Annotated in this window: 17 protein-coding genes; 7 read left to right on the top strand and 10 right to left on the bottom strand. The window is 67.9% G+C overall.

The annotated features are described in order from the left end of the window. Nucleotides 1-11: 11 nt before the first annotated feature. Nucleotides 12-887 (bottom strand): fumarylacetoacetate hydrolase family protein, encoded by an 876-nt coding sequence (locus NRB56_RS23685; RefSeq protein ID WP_153345712.1) that lies wholly within the window; start codon nucleotides 885-887, stop codon nucleotides 12-14. Between the two features lie 87 nt (nucleotides 888-974). On the opposite strand from NRB56_RS23685, the gene NRB56_RS23680 reads away from it, so the two are divergent. Continuing rightward, nucleotides 975-1,877 carry an alpha/beta hydrolase gene (locus NRB56_RS23680; protein ID WP_153345710.1) on the top strand — a complete coding sequence of 301 codons (903 nt, stop codon included), beginning with the start codon at nucleotides 975-977 and terminating at the stop codon, nucleotides 1,875-1,877. 358 nt (nucleotides 1,878-2,235) lie between these two features. Here NRB56_RS23680 and NRB56_RS23675 read toward each other — a convergent pair whose 3' ends face one another. Beyond that, nucleotides 2,236-2,910, bottom strand: coding sequence for an endonuclease V (locus tag NRB56_RS23675; protein WP_153345708.1), 675 nt, complete (start codon nucleotides 2,908-2,910; stop codon nucleotides 2,236-2,238). A 68-nt stretch (nucleotides 2,911-2,978) separates the two neighbouring features. Here NRB56_RS23675 and ku point away from each other — a divergent pair, with 68 nt between their 5' ends. Next, on the top strand, nucleotides 2,979-3,947 hold the full coding sequence (ku, locus tag NRB56_RS23670) for a non-homologous end joining protein Ku (RefSeq protein WP_319943434.1): 969 nt from the start codon (nucleotides 2,979-2,981) through the stop codon (nucleotides 3,945-3,947). A gap of 29 nt (nucleotides 3,948-3,976) precedes the next feature. Here ku and NRB56_RS23665 read toward each other — a convergent pair whose 3' ends face one another. Beyond that, the gene (locus NRB56_RS23665) at nucleotides 3,977-4,597 is read right to left on the bottom strand and encodes a hypothetical protein (RefSeq protein WP_319943433.1); all 621 of its coding nucleotides are present in this window, start codon (nucleotides 4,595-4,597) and stop codon (nucleotides 3,977-3,979) included. A 217-nt stretch (nucleotides 4,598-4,814) separates the two neighbouring features. Here NRB56_RS23665 and NRB56_RS39825 point away from each other — a divergent pair, with 217 nt between their 5' ends. From NRB56_RS39825 to NRB56_RS23640, 5 genes are all read left to right on the top strand, one after another. Continuing rightward, entirely contained in the window at nucleotides 4,815-5,789 is a 975-nt protein-coding gene (locus tag NRB56_RS39825; RefSeq protein WP_153345704.1) for an RDD family protein, read from the top strand. Between the two features lie 106 nt (nucleotides 5,790-5,895). Further along, nucleotides 5,896-6,774 (top strand): MetQ/NlpA family ABC transporter substrate-binding protein, encoded by an 879-nt coding sequence (locus tag NRB56_RS23655; protein WP_319943432.1) that lies wholly within the window; start codon nucleotides 5,896-5,898, stop codon nucleotides 6,772-6,774. After that, nucleotides 6,771-7,823, top strand: coding sequence for a methionine ABC transporter ATP-binding protein (locus tag NRB56_RS23650; protein ID WP_319943431.1), 1,053 nt, complete (start codon nucleotides 6,771-6,773; stop codon nucleotides 7,821-7,823). The genes NRB56_RS23655 and NRB56_RS23650 overlap by 4 nt, the downstream gene beginning before the upstream one ends. An 11-nt stretch (nucleotides 7,824-7,834) precedes the next feature. After that, entirely contained in the window at nucleotides 7,835-8,497 is a 663-nt protein-coding gene (locus NRB56_RS23645) for a methionine ABC transporter permease (RefSeq protein WP_319943466.1), read from the top strand. A gap of 86 nt (nucleotides 8,498-8,583) precedes the next feature. Next, nucleotides 8,584-9,486, top strand: coding sequence for a CgeB family protein (locus NRB56_RS23640; protein WP_153345703.1), 903 nt, complete (start codon nucleotides 8,584-8,586; stop codon nucleotides 9,484-9,486). A gap of 59 nt (nucleotides 9,487-9,545) precedes the next feature. Here the strand turns inward: NRB56_RS23640 and NRB56_RS23635 are convergent, their stop codons facing one another. The 7 genes from NRB56_RS23635 to sufC all read right to left on the bottom strand — a co-directional run bounded on the left by NRB56_RS23635 (nucleotide 9,546) and on the right by sufC (nucleotide 14,981). Continuing rightward, on the bottom strand, nucleotides 9,546-10,025 hold the full coding sequence (locus tag NRB56_RS23635; protein ID WP_153345701.1) for a DUF2231 domain-containing protein: 480 nt from the start codon (nucleotides 10,023-10,025) through the stop codon (nucleotides 9,546-9,548). A gap of 91 nt (nucleotides 10,026-10,116) precedes the next feature. After that, on the bottom strand, nucleotides 10,117-10,779 hold the full coding sequence (locus tag NRB56_RS23630) for a GAD-like domain-containing protein (protein ID WP_153345699.1): 663 nt from the start codon (nucleotides 10,777-10,779) through the stop codon (nucleotides 10,117-10,119). After that, entirely contained in the window at nucleotides 10,764-11,660 is an 897-nt protein-coding gene (locus NRB56_RS23625) for a polymorphic toxin type 15 domain-containing protein (RefSeq protein WP_153345697.1), read from the bottom strand. Before NRB56_RS23625 ends, NRB56_RS23630 begins: the two co-directional genes overlap by 16 nt. 400 nt (nucleotides 11,661-12,060) lie before the next feature. Continuing rightward, a complete protein-coding gene (locus tag NRB56_RS23620; RefSeq protein WP_153345695.1) occupies nucleotides 12,061-12,465 on the bottom strand; it encodes a metal-sulfur cluster assembly factor in 405 nt (134 codons plus the stop codon). Further along, nucleotides 12,462-12,941, bottom strand: coding sequence for a Fe-S cluster assembly sulfur transfer protein SufU (gene sufU, locus NRB56_RS23615; protein WP_153345693.1), 480 nt, complete (start codon nucleotides 12,939-12,941; stop codon nucleotides 12,462-12,464). The genes NRB56_RS23620 and sufU overlap by 4 nt, the downstream gene beginning before the upstream one ends. A 2-nt stretch (nucleotides 12,942-12,943) precedes the next feature. Beyond that, the gene (locus NRB56_RS23610) at nucleotides 12,944-14,206 is read right to left on the bottom strand and encodes a cysteine desulfurase (RefSeq protein WP_153345691.1); all 1,263 of its coding nucleotides are present in this window, start codon (nucleotides 14,204-14,206) and stop codon (nucleotides 12,944-12,946) included. Nucleotide 14,207: 1 nt separating this feature from the next. Continuing rightward, on the bottom strand, nucleotides 14,208-14,981 hold the full coding sequence (gene sufC, locus NRB56_RS23605; RefSeq protein WP_153345690.1) for a Fe-S cluster assembly ATPase SufC: 774 nt from the start codon (nucleotides 14,979-14,981) through the stop codon (nucleotides 14,208-14,210). Between the last annotated feature and the right edge of the window lie 8 nt (nucleotides 14,982-14,989).

Raw genomic sequence — 14,989 nt, 5'->3', positions numbered from 1 at the left:
GGGGGCGGTGGCTATCGTCCGGCGACGAAGGTTTGGCGAAGGGTGCCGACGCCCTCGATCCAGCTGTCGAGGGTCTCGCCGGGCTGCAGGAAACGCTGCGGCTCACGGCTCATGCCGACGCCGGCCGGGGTGCCGGTGAAGATCACGTCGCCGGGCAGCAGAACCACGGTGTGCGACAACCGCGAGAGCAGTTCCGGCACCGGGAACAGCAGATCACCGGTGCGGGCCTTCTGCACCTCCTGGCCGTCGATCGCGCAGCCGAGCTCGAGATCGTCGCGGTCGGCCAGTTCGTCCGGGGTGACCAGCCACGGCCCCTGCGGGGCGAAGCCGGGGAAGGACTTGCCCAGGCCGAATTGCGCTGCGGGACCACGGAACTGCGAGATCCGCTCGGAGAGGTCCTGGCCCGCGGTGACGCCCGCGAGGGCCGGCCAGACCTGCTCGGGATCGGCCCGGTGCAGCTCACGACCGACGATGACGACGAGCTCGACCTCCCAGTCCACATGACCGCCCACGGGCAGGACGACGGTGCTGTCGGGTCCGCTGAAGGCGGACACGTACTTGGTGAACACCGGCGGCAACTGCTCGGGCACGGCGAAACCGGTCTCCGCCACATGGTCCCGATAGTTCAGCCCGACCGCGAACACCTGACGTGGCGCCGGTGAGGGAGCGCCCAGGAGCGCCCGGTTCAGCGGAAAGGCATGCGTGTGCAGCGCATCCGGGGCCAACGTCGCCGCCCATTCCCGGAACCGGCCCCAGTTCTGGTAGATCTGGCCGAGGTCCGGGCCGAAACGGCCGCCGGACACCGCCGCGATCTCCGCGGCCTGGTGATCGCCGTCCTCCCCACCGAGCACGAACACACCCCGGCCGGCCAGATTCGCAATACGCATGAAATCGGTTCTCCTCGGACTGGACAAGATCCTCCATCGTACAGGCGAATATGGGACAATCCACCCGCTGTCCAGCGAAGGAAGTTCATGGTGCAAGGCGACGCATTCCATCCCGACCTGCGCGGAGCCGCGCGCTGGCTGCCGCGCAGCCCGGTGAACAAGCGCTCACTTCCTGTGGTGCGGGCGCTCAGCGGACTGGCGTCGCGCCGCGTCCCGCGCGATGTGCGGGTGGAACCGGCGGGCGACATCACCGTGCGGGTGTACCGGCCGCCCACCGCGCCGGCCCGCTCCCCCGGCCTGCTGTGGATCCACGGCGGTGGGTACGTGATCGGTAGTGCGGCACAGGACGATTGGTTGTGCCGGCACTTCGCCCGCGAACTCGGCATCGTGGTGGTTTCCGCCGACTATCGGCTGGCGCCCGAACATCCGTTCCCGGTCCCGTTGCACGACTGCCACGACGCGCTGGCTTGGATGGCCCGGCAGCCCGATATCGATGCCGAGCGGATCGCGATCGGCGGGGCCAGCGCCGGTGGTGGACTGGCCGCCGCGCTGGCGCTGCTCGCGCACGAGCGCGGCGAGGTGCGACCGGTGTTCCAGCTGCTGGCCTACCCGATGATCGACGATCGCACCGTGCTGCGCACCGATCTCGACGAATCGCACTTCCGGCTGTGGAACAACAAGGCCAACGCCTTCGGCTGGCAGTCCTATACCGGGTTGGCGCCGGGCTCACCGTCGATCAGCGGCCTCGCCGCGCCGGCGCGGTATGAGGACCTGTCGGGGCTGCCGCCGGCTTGGATCGGCGTGGGTAGCCTGGATTTGTTTCATGATGAGGATCTTGCCTACGCTAAGCGGCTGGCGGACAGCGGGATCGCGTGTGAGACCCTCGTTGTTGACGGGGCCTTTCATGGTTTCGATGAGGTATTTGCGAAAACCGGTGTGGCGAAGGGCTTCCGGACCGCCCAGGTTGCCGCCCTCGCCGCTGCGCTGTGATCTTGGCTTCCGCTTCGCTGCGGCGGGGTTGCGGGGCCCTCGTCTCGGTTGTTCCTTCCTCGGTCGGTAGCCGTGCTTTCTCGCTCAGTTCAGGATCGGGGCGGGGCGCGAACTTGCTTGTCGGGCCTGCTTGTCGGTGACAGGCTGTGTTTTTGGCCTCCGCTTCGCTCCGGCGGGTTCGCGGCCCCCCTAGTCTCGATCCTTCCCTCCTCCGGTCAGTCGCTGCGCTCCCTCCCTCCGTCAGTCCAGGATCGAGACGGGCCGCGAACAGGCGTGTTGGGCCTGCGAATTGGTGACCGGCGCATTTTCGGTCTTCGCTTCGCTTCGGCGGGTTCGCCAGCGGGTGCTGGGCGGAAGTTCAGCCGCGCAACAACATTCGGCAGAGGTGGTCTGCTCGGCGGGTGGTTTCGGGTTGGCGATAATGGGGGGTGAGGTTCAGGGTTGCGGCGCAGGCTGTTTCGAGGGAGATTCGGTGGCCTGCGGAGACGTAGACCGGTTTGACGGCGGTGCGGGTGCGGAGGGCTCGGCCTACGAGTTCGCCGTCGATCGTGATGTCGGCGGTCGCGCCGCGTTCGGGGGCGGGGTCGGCGCCGTCGCCCCAGCGGGTTTTCGCGACGCCGGCGGTCGGCACGCCGGTCAGCAGGCCGAGGTGGCAGGCCAGGCCGAAGCGGCGCGGGTGGGCGAGGCCTTGGCCGTCGCAGATCAGCAGGTCGGGGGTGGTGGTCAGTTGGCGTAGGGCGGCGATTGTGGTGGGGAGTTCGCGGAAGGCCAGTAGGCCCGGTACGTACGGGAAGGTGGTGTGGCCCCGGGCGGTCGCCGTGTCGACCTGATCCAGGGTCGTGGCGTTCAGGACCACCACGGCGGCTACGACGTTGCCCGCGTCGTCGTAGGCGGAGTCGAGGCCGGCGATCGTGCCGAAGTGTGGCGGGGCGGGGTCGTGCGGCTCTACCAGCGCGCGCAGGCGTTGTTGCAGCGCTACGGCGGCGGCCGGATCGGCGGGTAGTTCTGCGGCGAGTTGTTCGTCGATCACCATCGTCGGTAAGGTTACAATCGGGTCGACGTGCCCTACGGGAGCAGGCGGTCGAAAGTACGATCGAGCGTGTGAGATCCATCTGGAAGGGCTCCATCGCATTCGGGCTGGTGAACGTCCCGGTGAAGGTGTACACCGCCACCGAGGATCACGACATCCGGTTCCATCAGGTGCACGCCAAGGACGGCGGGCGGATCAAATACGACCGGGTGTGCACCGTCTGCGGCCAATCCGTGCAGTACGCCGACATCGACAAGGCGTACGAGTCGCCCGAGGGCGACAAGGTGGTGCTCACCGACGAGGATTTCGCGAAGCTGCCGGTCGCCGAGAAGCACGAGATTCCGGTGTTGCAGTTCGTGCCCTCCGATCAGATCGATCCGATCCTGTTCGACAAGAGTTATTACCTGGAGCCGGATTCCACCATGCCGAAGGCGTATGTGCTGCTCGCGACGACGCTCGATCAGGTGGATCGGGTCGCACTGGTCAATTTCACGCTGCGGCAGAAGACCCGGCTCGCCGCGCTGCGGGTGCGCGACGGCGTCCTGGTGCTCCAGACGCTGCTGTGGCCGGACGAGGTGCGCGCGGCCGATTTCGAATCGCTCGACGGGGTGGCCGCGCCGCGGTCGCAGGAGATCGCGATGGCCGAGACACTGGTCGACAGCATGTCCGACGACTTCGATCCGAGCCTGTACAAGGACGAATACCAGATCGAGTTGAAGAAGATGCTCGATGAGGCAATCGAATCCGGTTCCGGCACGGTGACCCGGTACGAGGAGGCGCCGGCTCCGGAGATGGACGCCGAGGTCGTCGATCTGGTCGCCGCGTTGCAGCGCAGCCTGGAGGCCACCGGCCGCCGCGGCGAGACCGCGCCCGCCGCCGAGCAGCCGAAGAAAAAAGCCACCAAATCTGCGGCGGCGGCGAAATCCACGTCGGGTAAATCCACCGCCGCGAAATCCACCGCCAAGAAGACCGCCGCCAAGAAAACGACCGCGAAGGCCCCGGCCAAATCCACCGGGCGGCAGACTCGCAAGGGCGCGTGAGGTTTTCGCGCCCTCCGGCATCGGCGCGGTTATCCCGCGGCGGCGCGGTCCCGGCCCTCACGGAAGAATTCGAGCAGGCTCTCGACCGTCGGGACCGCCGAGCGCGGCCGTATCGCGCCGAACGAGGCATTCCAGAACTCGCCCGCGCGCGGGGTCCACGGGCCGACGTAGGCGTACGGGCCCGGATTGCTCCAATCACCCGGCGACACACCGTAATTCACCTGTTCCACCGCCACGGACAGGTCGAAGTGCTCCGGCCACAGGGTGGGTGGCTGTTCGGCGAAGCGGCGCAGCGCGGTGTCGCCGACGGCGAACCAGTCGTGGATCGACGCCAGCGCGTCGGCGTCCAGGGCGAACGCCTCCGCCGGGTCGAGACCGGTGCCGTCTGTGTAGAGCCCCGGCGGCGGGGCCACCGCATCGAAACCGGCCTGCCGGGCGACCTCGGCGAAACTGCCGGTCAGCGGCACTCGGCCCTCCGCCCAGACCAGCTCCGAACCGAGCACGGAGACCGGCCATTTCGTGCCGGCGAAGCCGCCGAGCACGATCCGCATCCGGATGGTGCCGAACCGGCGGTACTGCGGCCCGGCGACGAGCAACTCCGATACCGCGTGCAGCCCGAACCGGGTGTCCTCGTAGGTGATGTCGTCCACCGGACCATCATCGCGGCTCGATCGAATACCCGGAAATCGAATACCCATCGCGCGCCGATTCACGGCAATGCGGCAATCCGTGAGCTTCGACCGCCCCTGCGGCGGCGAGTCGGTGATACTTGGCAGCGAGTTCACATCTGCCGCACAGTTGCGTCACACGTCGGACTCCGGCGGCACGGTCGCCGCCGGTGTCCCACGAACTTCGGAGGAAATACAGATGAGCAACCCATCCGAGCCGAGCGATCCGAACGCAGCGCCGCAGCAGGGTCAGCAGCCCACCCCGGGATACGGGCATCCGCAGCCCGGTTACGGCGATTCCGGTGGCTGGAGCCAGCCCGGATCTCCGAGCGGGCAACCGTACGGCCAGGACAGCGGGTCGCAGCCGCTGCAGCCGCCGTACAGCGGCCAGCCGTACACCGGGCAACAGCCGTACGGCCAGCCGTCCTACCCGGGGCAGCAACCGTACGGGCAGCCGCCGTACACCGGTCAGCAACCCTACGGCGGTCAGCCCGGGTACGGCGCCCAACCGGGTTACAGCGGCCAGCCGGGCTACGGCGGCCAGCCGGGTTACGGGGAGCAGCCGGGCTACGGGAGCCAGCCCGGTTACGGGGCCGCTTCGCAGCCGGGCTATGGGGCCGCTTCGCAGCCGGGTTACCCGCCGCCCGCGCCCGCCTACGGCTATCCGCCGAGCGGCGGCTACACACCGTACGGGGCGCCCGCGCTGCCGTATGCCAGCTGGTTCCTGCGCGTGGGCGGCCGGCTGATCGACGGCCTCGCGGCCTTCGTCCCCGCAGCCGTCCTCTACGCGATCGCCTTCGCCATCGGCAGCAGTTCGATGAGCTGCAGCACCGACGAGGACGGGGTGTATCAGTGCAGCGGTGGCGGCCTGTCCGTGATCGGCATCATCTTCGCGCTGCTGGGCTGGCTGACGGCGTTCGGCGTCACCCTGTACCTGATCTACCTGGAGGGCAAGACGGGACAGACCTGGGGTAAGCGGGTCGTCGGCATCAGCCTCGTGCGCGAGGCCGACGGTCGGTACCTCGGCTTCGGTATGTCCCTCGTCCGCCAGCTCGCGCACTTCGTCGACGGAATCGCTTGCTACATCGGCTATCTGTGGCCATTGTGGGACGAGAAGCGGCAGACCTTCGCCGACAAGATCTGCAGCACCGTGGTGATCAAGACCAACTCGTAGGCCGCGCGGCCAGGGTTTCGTTCAGCGCAATCGCAAGCCTTGCCGGGGCCCGTGCGCTCCCGTGTGATGGTCGAGTTCACGTTTCGACGATCACGCGGGAGCACGAGTGAAATTTCGACGGGTACCGGCGATTTCGGTCCTCGCCCTGGCCGCCGTCCTCGGCCTCACGGCATGCGGCGGCAGTGGCGGCTCGTCGTCCTCGGACACCGTGATCCGGATCGGGACCACCGACCGGAACTCGGCCTGGGACACGTTCGAACAGGTCGCGAAGCGCAACGGAATCACGTTGCGGACCACCAACTTCACCGACTACAAGACGCCGAATCTCGCGCTGGCGCAGAAACAGATCGACATCAACCTGTTCCAGCATCTTCAGTTCCTGGGCCAGTACGACGTGTCGAACAACGACACCATCACCCCGATCGGGTCCACGTACATCGTTCCGCTGGCGCTGTATTCGAAGAAGCACAAGGCCCTCGCCGAGATCCCCGCCGGCGGCGAGATCGCGGTCCCGAACGACCCGACCAATCTGGCCCGCGGGCTGAACGTGCTGGCCGCGGCGGGACTGGTGAAGTTCACCGGGACACCCTCCCAGCCGACCGCCGCCGACGTCGACAAGGCCGCCAGCAAGGTGCGGGTGACCACGGTCGACGCCACCCAGACGGCGCTGTCGCTGAACTCGGTCGACGGCTCGATCATCAACAACACCTTCCTCGAACGGGCCGGCATCGACCCGCATTCGGCGCTGTACGCGGACGATCCGAACAATCCGGCCGCCGAGCCGTACATCAACGTGCTCGCGGTCCGCGCGGCGGACAAGGCCGATCCGACACTGCTGAAGCTGGTGGACGTCTTCCACGACCCGGAGGTGCAGAAGGCGTGGGCCGAGGCCACCAAGGGCAGTGGTATCGAGGTCAAGCGCCCGCAGGCCGACCTGGAGCAGATCCTGGCCCGGGTCGAGCAGGGCCTCCGAGATCACAAGTGAGCGCGGCCGACGACGCCGCCGACCGCCGCTCCGCCGCGCCCGCTGTCGAATTCCGTTCCGTCGGTAAGACCTTCACGGTGGGACGGACCACCACGACGGCGCTGGCCGATATCGATCTGCGCATCGAGCGCGGTGAGATCTTCGGCATCATCGGCTACTCCGGGGCGGGCAAGAGCACGCTGGTGCGGCTGATCAACGGACTGGAGAAGCCGACCACCGGCGAGGTGCTCGTCGGCGGGCAGCCGATCACCGGGATCCCGGAGGCGCGGGTGCGACGGCTGCGGCTGGACATCGGCATGGTGTTCCAGCAGTTCAACCTGTTCCGTTCCCGCACCGCCGCCGGCAACGTCGAGTATCCGCTGCGGGTGGCGGGCTGGCCGCGGGCGAAACGCAAAGCGCGCGTGGCGGAGTTGCTGGAGTTCGTCGGCCTGTCCGACAAGGCGCGCAGCTATCCGGATCAGTTGTCCGGCGGGCAGAAGCAACGGGTCGGCATCGCCCGCGCGCTGGCCACCTCGCCGGCGTTGCTGCTCGCCGACGAGGCCACCTCCGCCCTCGATCCGGAGACCACCGGTGAGGTACTCCGGTTGCTGCGCAAGGTCAACGCCGAACTCGGGGTCACCATCGTGGTGATTACCCACGAGATGGACGTGATCCGCGCGGTCGCCGACCGGGTCGCGGTGCTCGCCGAGGGACGCGTCGTCGAATTGGCCGGCACCTTCGACGTTTTCGCGCATCCGCAGGCCGCGCCGACGAAGTCGTTCGTGGCCTCCGTGCTGCGCAACCGCCCCTCCGAGGCGGAACTGCGGCGGCTGCGCACGACCCACCCGGGCCGGCTGGTGACCGTCGACATCGCCGACGGGCGCGGTGTCGGCGCCGCGCTCGCGGCCGCCGCCGTCGCGGGGGTGCGGTTCGAGGTGGTGTACGGCGGGGTGAGCGCGTTGCAGGACCGCACCTTCGGCAGCATCACCTTCGCCCTGGACGGGCCGCAGGCCGCGGTGGACCGGGCGGTCGCCGAGCTGACCGCGGCCACCGTCACGATCGAGGCGTGAGAGAGGCTGCCGTGCAGACGAATTGGGACCAACTCCGGCCGGTTCTGTGGGAGGCCGTCGGTACCAGCATCTATCTCGTCCTGCTCACCTTCGTGGTGGGCGGGGTGCTCGGGCTGGCCCTGGGCACCGCGCTCTACAGCACCCGCCGGGGCGGCCTGCTGGCGAACGCGCCGATCCACCTGCTGCTCAACGTGATCGTGAACGTGGTGCGGCCGATCCCGTTCATCATCCTGCTGGCCGCACTGGGCCCGGTGACGCTGAAGGTGGTCGGCACCACCATCGGCACCGACGCGGCCGCCTTCGTGATGATCGTGGCGGCCTCGTTCGGCATCGCGCGGATCGTCGAGCAGAACCTGGTGACGGTGGACCCGGGCGTGATCGAGGCGGCCCGGTCGATGGGGGCCGGGCCGCTTCGCATCATCGCCACGCTGCTGATCCCGGAGGCGTTGGGCCCCTTGGTACTCGGCTACACCTTCGTGATCATCGCGATCGTCGACATGTCGGCGATGGCGGGCACCGTGGGTGGTGGCGGTCTCGGCGATTTCGCGCTCGTGTACGGATACCAGCGGTTCGACTGGCAGGTCACCCTGGTCGCCACGCTGATCATCGTCGCCGGGGTGCAGGGCGTGCAGTTCGCGGGGAACTACCTGGCGCGGAAGGTATTGCGCCGCTGAGGTTCCGGCACCGATACGATAGGGTCGAAGGCGCATCACCCCCCGAGGGGCGCACCGCCCCGGTAGCAGCGGAAGTTCGCCCGAGTATGCCAGTCGCCCCGCCGGCGAAGTTCGCCGTCACCATCGCGCCACCGCTGGAATACCAGCACCGCGAGGCGTTCCGGGAGGTCGCCGAGAGCATCCATTTCGCGCTGCTGCGACTGGGTTTCGACAGCGTGCTGTCCGACGATCCGGCGCTGCCGGGGCGGCGGCACATCGTCTTCGGCAGTAATACGTTCTCGTGGTGGAACATTCGGATACCCGACGACGCCATCCTGGTCAATCTGGAGCAGATCTACCCGGGGTCGCGATGGGTCACCGAGGAACTGCTCGCGACGTTCCGCCGACATGTGGTGTGGGACTACAGCCTCCGCAACATCGCGACACTGCGCGCGCTCGGGGTGCCGGACGTCCGCCATGTCCCGATCGGCCATGTCCCGGAGCTGGAACGGATTCCGGCCGTTGCCGAACCGGATATCGACGTCCTCGTCGTCGGCTCGCTCAACCGGCATCGGCTCGATCCGGTGGACGAACTACGCCGGCTCGGCGTGAACGCGCAGGCGCGTTTCGGGGTGTACGGCGCCGCGCGCGACGCCCTGTACGCACGCGCGAAAATCGTACTGAACACACACTTCTACGACACCAAGATCTTCGAGGCCGTCCGGGTGTCGTATCTGCTGATCAATGGGGTATTCGTCGTCTCCGAGACGTGCGTCGACACCGAGGAGGCGGAGCTGTTCGCGTCGGCGGTGGCCTTCACCGGCTATCGGAGTGTGGTCTCGACCTGTCTGCACTACCTCGGCAATCCCGCCGAGCGGGCCGCGCGGATCGAGACGGGCCGCACGCTCATGCGCGCACGGCCGGCTACCCGATTCGTCGCGGCCGCGCTCGCGGAACTCGGCGCGAGCGCGCCGCCGGACCGGCGCGCCGCTCTCGATTCCCGGTTGTGAGCAACCACTCGGACCGAATTCTGCTTCCGCACAACCAATCTCCGGCGTAGAGCCGGGAGTCAGTGTCCGGAGGGGGGCGCCACGGCCGCGACCCCGCCCCACACCGCCCGCGCTCCCGAGTCGCCCACCCGGTACACCTGCACCACCGCCGCCGCGCTCGCGACGAGGGTCAGCACGATGACGGCACCGGCCAGGAGCCGGCCCACCGGCCGCCGCCCTTCGCGCACGTGCAGCAGGACCAGCAGCAGGGCGGCGATTGCCAGCGCCGCTGTGAAATAGATCATGGTGTCACCGAGATCGGCATGCGTGCGCACCTCCGGCGACGGACCGACCCGCTGCTCCAGCCACTCCCCCGCCTGGGTGGTGATCGGGGTCAGCACCAGCGTCACCACGGCCAGCACCCCCACCAGCCATACCAGTCGCCGCCGCGCCGCCGGCCATACCGCGCACAGGCCGGCAAGCACGGCCGTCAGCGGTACCAGCACGACGATCACATGCACCAGCAGCGCATGGACCGGTAATCCGTCGATCGTGGACATCGGCTCTCTCCTCGCCCGCGGCGCCGAACTTCGGCACTCACTGTGTCACACACGGTTTCGGAAGCGCCACGGTTCGATGCCGGTGAGCCGGCTACTGCGTCGCCCGCTCCATGAGCTGCCGCGGCGTCAGGTCGCTGAGCAACCGCATGTGCACTTCGGCGTCGAAGACCTCGACGTGGTCGGCGGCGAGCGACCCGCCGAGGGCCGGGGCGGGGACGAAACCGTAGAGGGTATCGGCCGCGACCGGGCCCAGCCGGGGCAGCACCTGATCGAAGATCCCGGCGCCGTCCTCGTCCGGAACATCCATGTTCTCGCGGTTCTGTGCCAGGAAACCGGCGTACATCGCCATCTCCGTGGTGGATTCGTCCCGCACCTGGCGGGGGCTGGGCTTGTACATCAGCCAGCCGAGATAGGGCAGCACGGTGAGGCTGAATCCGGTGCTGTTGCTCCACAGCTTCATTCGCCCGAAGGCCGAGCGGGTCACCGCGATCCACGAATCGGGGCCGGTGGGCAGTTCGAGGCCGGCCGTCCACACGTCGACCGCCGGCTGCCAGGCCACCGGGTCGCAGATCCACCACCGGCCGTTGTCGAACCCGGAGAAGCCGAATTCGAACCAGATGTCGAGCAGGGCGGGCGGTGCGATACCCCGGAACTGTTCGAAACGCTCCGTCGGCGTTTCGGCCCGGAAAGTCGGCTGCCCCCAGTTCCGGACGATGGCCTCGGTGATGCGCGACATGGTCAGCCGACTCTCCATCTCACGTTCATTAGTTTGTTGCCCTCACCGGATCTGCTCAACAGCTCGGCATAGCTACGGAGATCGGCCCGGACCTGCTTCCACTGACTTCCCAGCGACGAGTTTACATACTTGTCGCCCATGCTCCAGCTGCCGTCGGGGAGGACGCCGATCCGGTCCGCGCCACCGCCGGCCAGATCCTGTTCGTGCAGTGCGCGCATCTTGGCCATCTCGGCAGCGACCTGCTGCTGAGCGTACTCCTCCGGGGACCCGTCCAACTCGCCCCGGCCGTCCTTCTCCAACGCCTCGTAGAGTTTCCGCTCGTACAACTCCTCCGCGTACTCTTCGCGGGCTACCCGCTGCGCGGTACCGACCCGCTGAACGTTCTGCCAGTTGTCCAGAACCTCCTGGGACGACAGCCGATTCACGCCGTCCAGCTGACGGTCGACCTGCCAGCGATAGTCGCCCAGCTTGTTCACGGTGCCCGGCGTGGTCCCTTCCTTGAAATTCAGGGTGACCATCCGCTCGGCCCGCTCCGTCAATTCGCCGGAATTGTTCACGCCCACTGCCACATTCTCGGGATCAGCAGCCCACCGCGATCCGGAGTTTCCCGCCCCTATCGCTTCCCATTTGCTTCCGTCGGCGGTGTTGACAGGATGCAGTTGACCGCCTTTGACGATGAATGTCTGCTCCGGATACGCCTTCTCGGGGGCGATGCTCGTGATCCGGGCCATGGCCGCGCCGCGTTCCTCGGCGGCCACAGTTTCGCGGAGACCATGCGCGAGTGGCGCGGAGCTTTCCTCGATGGCCTCCGACGCGACCCGGCCGACGCGCTCGATGACCGCGGCCACCCGAGTGCGCGTCAGTTCCCACGCGGCGCCCAGCGCGCCCCCCTCGCTCATTCGAGCGAACGGTGCTCCGGCGCACCAACCCCCAAGACGCACAAGGCGATTCGGACCGTCCCCACCGACTTCCCCTCGTCGCTGTCAGTCGGCTCAGAATACCGTCGCACAACCGATCACGAGGAGCCCCGAATTCCCACGGCCGACAGGTCAAGCGGGACGGTGAACCAAAACCCAACCCCCCCGTTCGCGGCCCGTCTCGGTCCTGGACTGACGGAGGGAGGGAGGGAGCGCAGCGACTGACCGGAGGAGGGAAGGACCGAGACCAGGGGGGCCGCGAACCCGCCGGAGCGAAGCGGAGGCCAAAAATACAGCCTGTCACCGACAAGCAGGCCCAACACCGTTATTCCCGCACCACCGCCGCCCCGAACCAACGAAGCCGGGGACGAGGCGAACAGTCCTACACAGTGAACCCCAAAGCCCGCAACTGTTCCCGCCCGTCCTCGGTGATCTTGTCCGGCCCCCAAGGCGGCATCCAGACCCAATTGATCTTCAAATCCTCGACCAGCCCGCTGCGAACCAGAGCATTACGGGACTGATCCTCGATCACATCCGTCAACGGGCAAGCCGCGGACGTGAGCGTCATGTCCAGCATCGCGGTATTGCCCTCGACGCGCAGATCGTAGACCAGCCCGAGATCGACCACGTTGATACCCAGTTCGGGGTCGACGACGTCCCGCATCGCCTCCTCGAGATCCTCCAGCTGCTTCAACTCCTCCGCCGAGAGCTGCACCGGCGCGGCGGGCACGCCGGCCTCCTCGGCAGTCTCCGCCATATCCGTCTCGGGAGTGTTCGTCTCGCTCATGCCTGCGTCTCCCCGCTGCTCATCGGAGCCTTCGTTTCCTGGTCGGTTACCCGGATCACGGCGTCCTTGAACGCCATCCACCCCAGCAGGGCGCACTTCACCCGCGCCGGGTACTTCGCGACGCCGGCGAACGCGATGCCGTCGCCGAGCAGCTCCTCGTCACCCTCGCTCGCACCGCGACTCGTGATCATCTCGTTGAACGCGTCGACCGACTTCAGCGCCTGCTGCACCGGCAACCCCACCACCTGGTCGGTGAGGACCGAAGTCGCGGCCTGACTGATCGAGCACCCCTGCCCGTCGTAGGAGACGTCGGCGACATCGCCGTTGCCGTCGATGTGCACCCGCAGGGTCACCTCGTCACCGCAGGTCGGGTTGACGTGATGCACCTCGGCCTCGTACGGCTCCCGCAGGCCGCGGCCGTGCGGGTGCTTGTAGTGATCGAGGATCACTTCCTGATACATCTGCTCCAAGCGCATATCTATGCAACCCCGAAGAACTCTCGGGTCTTCCGCACCGCGGCGACCAGCTGATCCACTTCCCCCAGCGTGTTGTACACGGCGAAGGAGGCGCGGGCGGTCGCGGCGATACCGAAGTATCGGTGCAGCGGCCAGGCGCAGTGGTGGCCGACCCGGATCGCGACGCCCTGATCGTCGAGCACCTGCCCCACGTCGTGCGCGTGCACACCGTCGACCACGAACGACACCGCGCCGCCCCGGTCCACGTTCTCGGTCGGGCCGATGATCCGCACGCCGTCGATCGCGCCCAGCCCCTCGAGCGCGGCGCCGACCAGCGAATGTTCGTGCGCGGCAACGTTGTCCATACCGAGATCGGTGAGATACCGCACCGCGGCGGCCAATCCGACCACCTGCGAGATCATCTGCGACCCGGCCTCGAACCGCTGCGGCGGTGGGGCGTAGGTGCTGTGATCCATGTAGACAGTCTCGATCATGGAGCCGCCGGTGATGAACGGAGGAGTGTCCTCCAGCAGCTCACGACGGCCGTACAGGATGCCGACGCCGGACGGCCCGAGCATCTTGTGCCCGGAGAACGCGGCGAAATCGACACCCAGCGCGCGCAGATCCACCGGCTGGTGCGGCACCGACTGACAGGCGTCCAGCACCACGAGCGCGCCGACTTCCTTTGCCCGCCGGACCAATTCGGCCACGTCGGCGACCGCGCCGGTCACGTTGGACTGATGGCTGAACGCGACCACCTTCGTGCGCGGCGACAGATCCAGTGAATCCAGGTCGATGCGGCCGTCGTCGGTGACCTTGTACCACTTCAGGGTGGCGCCGGTGCGGCGCGCGGTCTCCTGCCAGGGCACCAGGTTCGCGTGATGCTCCAGTTCGGTGATCACGATCTCGTCGCCGGGGCCGACCCGGTGCGGGAAGCGGTCGTCGGAGAAGGCGTACGCCACCAGGTTCAGCGATTCGGTCGCGTTCTTGGTGTAGACGATCTCGTCGGCGCCGACGCCGACGAAGCCCGCGATGGTCGCGCGCGCCGCCTCGTACGCCTCGTTGGCCTCCTCGGCCAGCTGATGCGCGCTGCGGTGCACGGCCGCGTTGTGCTCCAGCAGGAACGACCGCTCGGCGTCGAGCACCTGGAGCGGACGCTGCGCGGTGGCGCCGGAATCCAGGTACGCCAACGGTTTTCCGTCACGCACCGTCCGGCCCAGGATCGGGAAGTCGGCCCGGATCCGGGCCACGTCGAGCACGTGCCGAGATTCCGACACTGCGGTCATGTCAGGCTCCTACCACGGAGGAGGTGAAGCGCACGTAGCCGTTGGCGTCGAGTTCCTCGGCCAGCTCGGCGCCGCCCTCGGCGACGATGCGGCCGCCGACGAACACGTGCACGAACTCCGGCTGGATGTAGCGCAGGATGCGGGTGTAGTGCGTGATGAGCAGGATGCCGCCGTTCTCCCGCTCCTTGTAGCGGTTGACGCCCTCGGAGACGATGCGCAGCGCGTCGACGTCCAGGCCGGAGTCGGTCTCGTCGAGGATGGCGATCTTCGGCTTCAGCAGGCCGAGCTGCAGCACCTCGTGCCGCTTCTTCTCGCCGCCGGAGAAACCCTCGTTGACGCTGCGCTCGGCGAAGGCCGGATCGATCTCCAGTTCGGACATCGACTCCTTCACCTCCTTGACCCAGTGCCGCAGCTTGGGGGCCTCGCCGCGCACGGCGGTGACGGCGGTGCGCAGGAAGTTCGACGTGGAGACGCCGGGCACCTCGACCGGGTACTGCATGGCGAGGAACAGCCCGGCGCGGGCCCGCTCGTCCACCGACATCGCCAGCACGTCCTCGCCGTCCAGGGTGATCGAGCCCTGGGTGACGATGTACTTCGGGTGGCCCGCGATCGCGTAGGACAGCGTCGACTTGCCGGAACCGTTGGGGCCCATGATGGCGTGCGTCTCACCGGATTTCACGGTGAGGTTCACACCGTTGAGGATCCGGATCGGCTCGGCGGTCGGGTCCGGGTTGGCGACCTCGGCGTGCAGGTCCTTGATTTCGAGGGTTGTCATGAAAGTCC

The organism is Nocardia aurantia (genome assembly GCF_009604425.1).
In the GTDB taxonomy this organism is placed as follows: Bacteria; Actinomycetota; Actinomycetes; order Mycobacteriales; family Mycobacteriaceae; genus Nocardia; species Nocardia aurantia.
The sequence above is the reverse complement of the archived record's forward strand: the minus strand, read 5'-3'. Positions and strand labels throughout refer to the sequence as shown.

Coding starts and splice junctions, on each gene's coding strand:
- NRB56_RS23640 (WP_153345703.1), top strand. CDS start 8,584: ATGCCAGTCGCCCCGCCGGCGAAGTTCGCCGTCACCATCGCGCCACCG.
- NRB56_RS23680 (WP_153345710.1), top strand. CDS start 975: ATGGTGCAAGGCGACGCATTCCATCCCGACCTGCGCGGAGCCGCGCGC.
- NRB56_RS23635 (WP_153345701.1), bottom strand. CDS start 10,025: ATGTCCACGATCGACGGATTACCGGTCCATGCGCTGCTGGTGCATGTG.
- NRB56_RS23685 (WP_153345712.1), bottom strand. CDS start 887: ATGCGTATTGCGAATCTGGCCGGCCGGGGTGTGTTCGTGCTCGGTGGG.
- NRB56_RS23625 (WP_153345697.1), bottom strand. CDS start 11,660: ATGAGCGAGGGGGGCGCGCTGGGCGCCGCGTGGGAACTGACGCGCACT.
- NRB56_RS39825 (WP_153345704.1), top strand. CDS start 4,815: ATGAGCAACCCATCCGAGCCGAGCGATCCGAACGCAGCGCCGCAGCAG.
- sufC (WP_153345690.1), bottom strand. CDS start 14,981: ATGACAACCCTCGAAATCAAGGACCTGCACGCCGAGGTCGCCAACCCG.
- sufU (WP_153345693.1), bottom strand. CDS start 12,941: ATGCGCTTGGAGCAGATGTATCAGGAAGTGATCCTCGATCACTACAAG.
- NRB56_RS23630 (WP_153345699.1), bottom strand. CDS start 10,779: ATGGAGAGTCGGCTGACCATGTCGCGCATCACCGAGGCCATCGTCCGG.
- NRB56_RS23675 (WP_153345708.1), bottom strand. CDS start 2,910: ATGGTGATCGACGAACAACTCGCCGCAGAACTACCCGCCGATCCGGCC.
- NRB56_RS23610 (WP_153345691.1), bottom strand. CDS start 14,206: ATGACCGCAGTGTCGGAATCTCGGCACGTGCTCGACGTGGCCCGGATC.
- NRB56_RS23620 (WP_153345695.1), bottom strand. CDS start 12,465: ATGAGCGAGACGAACACTCCCGAGACGGATATGGCGGAGACTGCCGAG.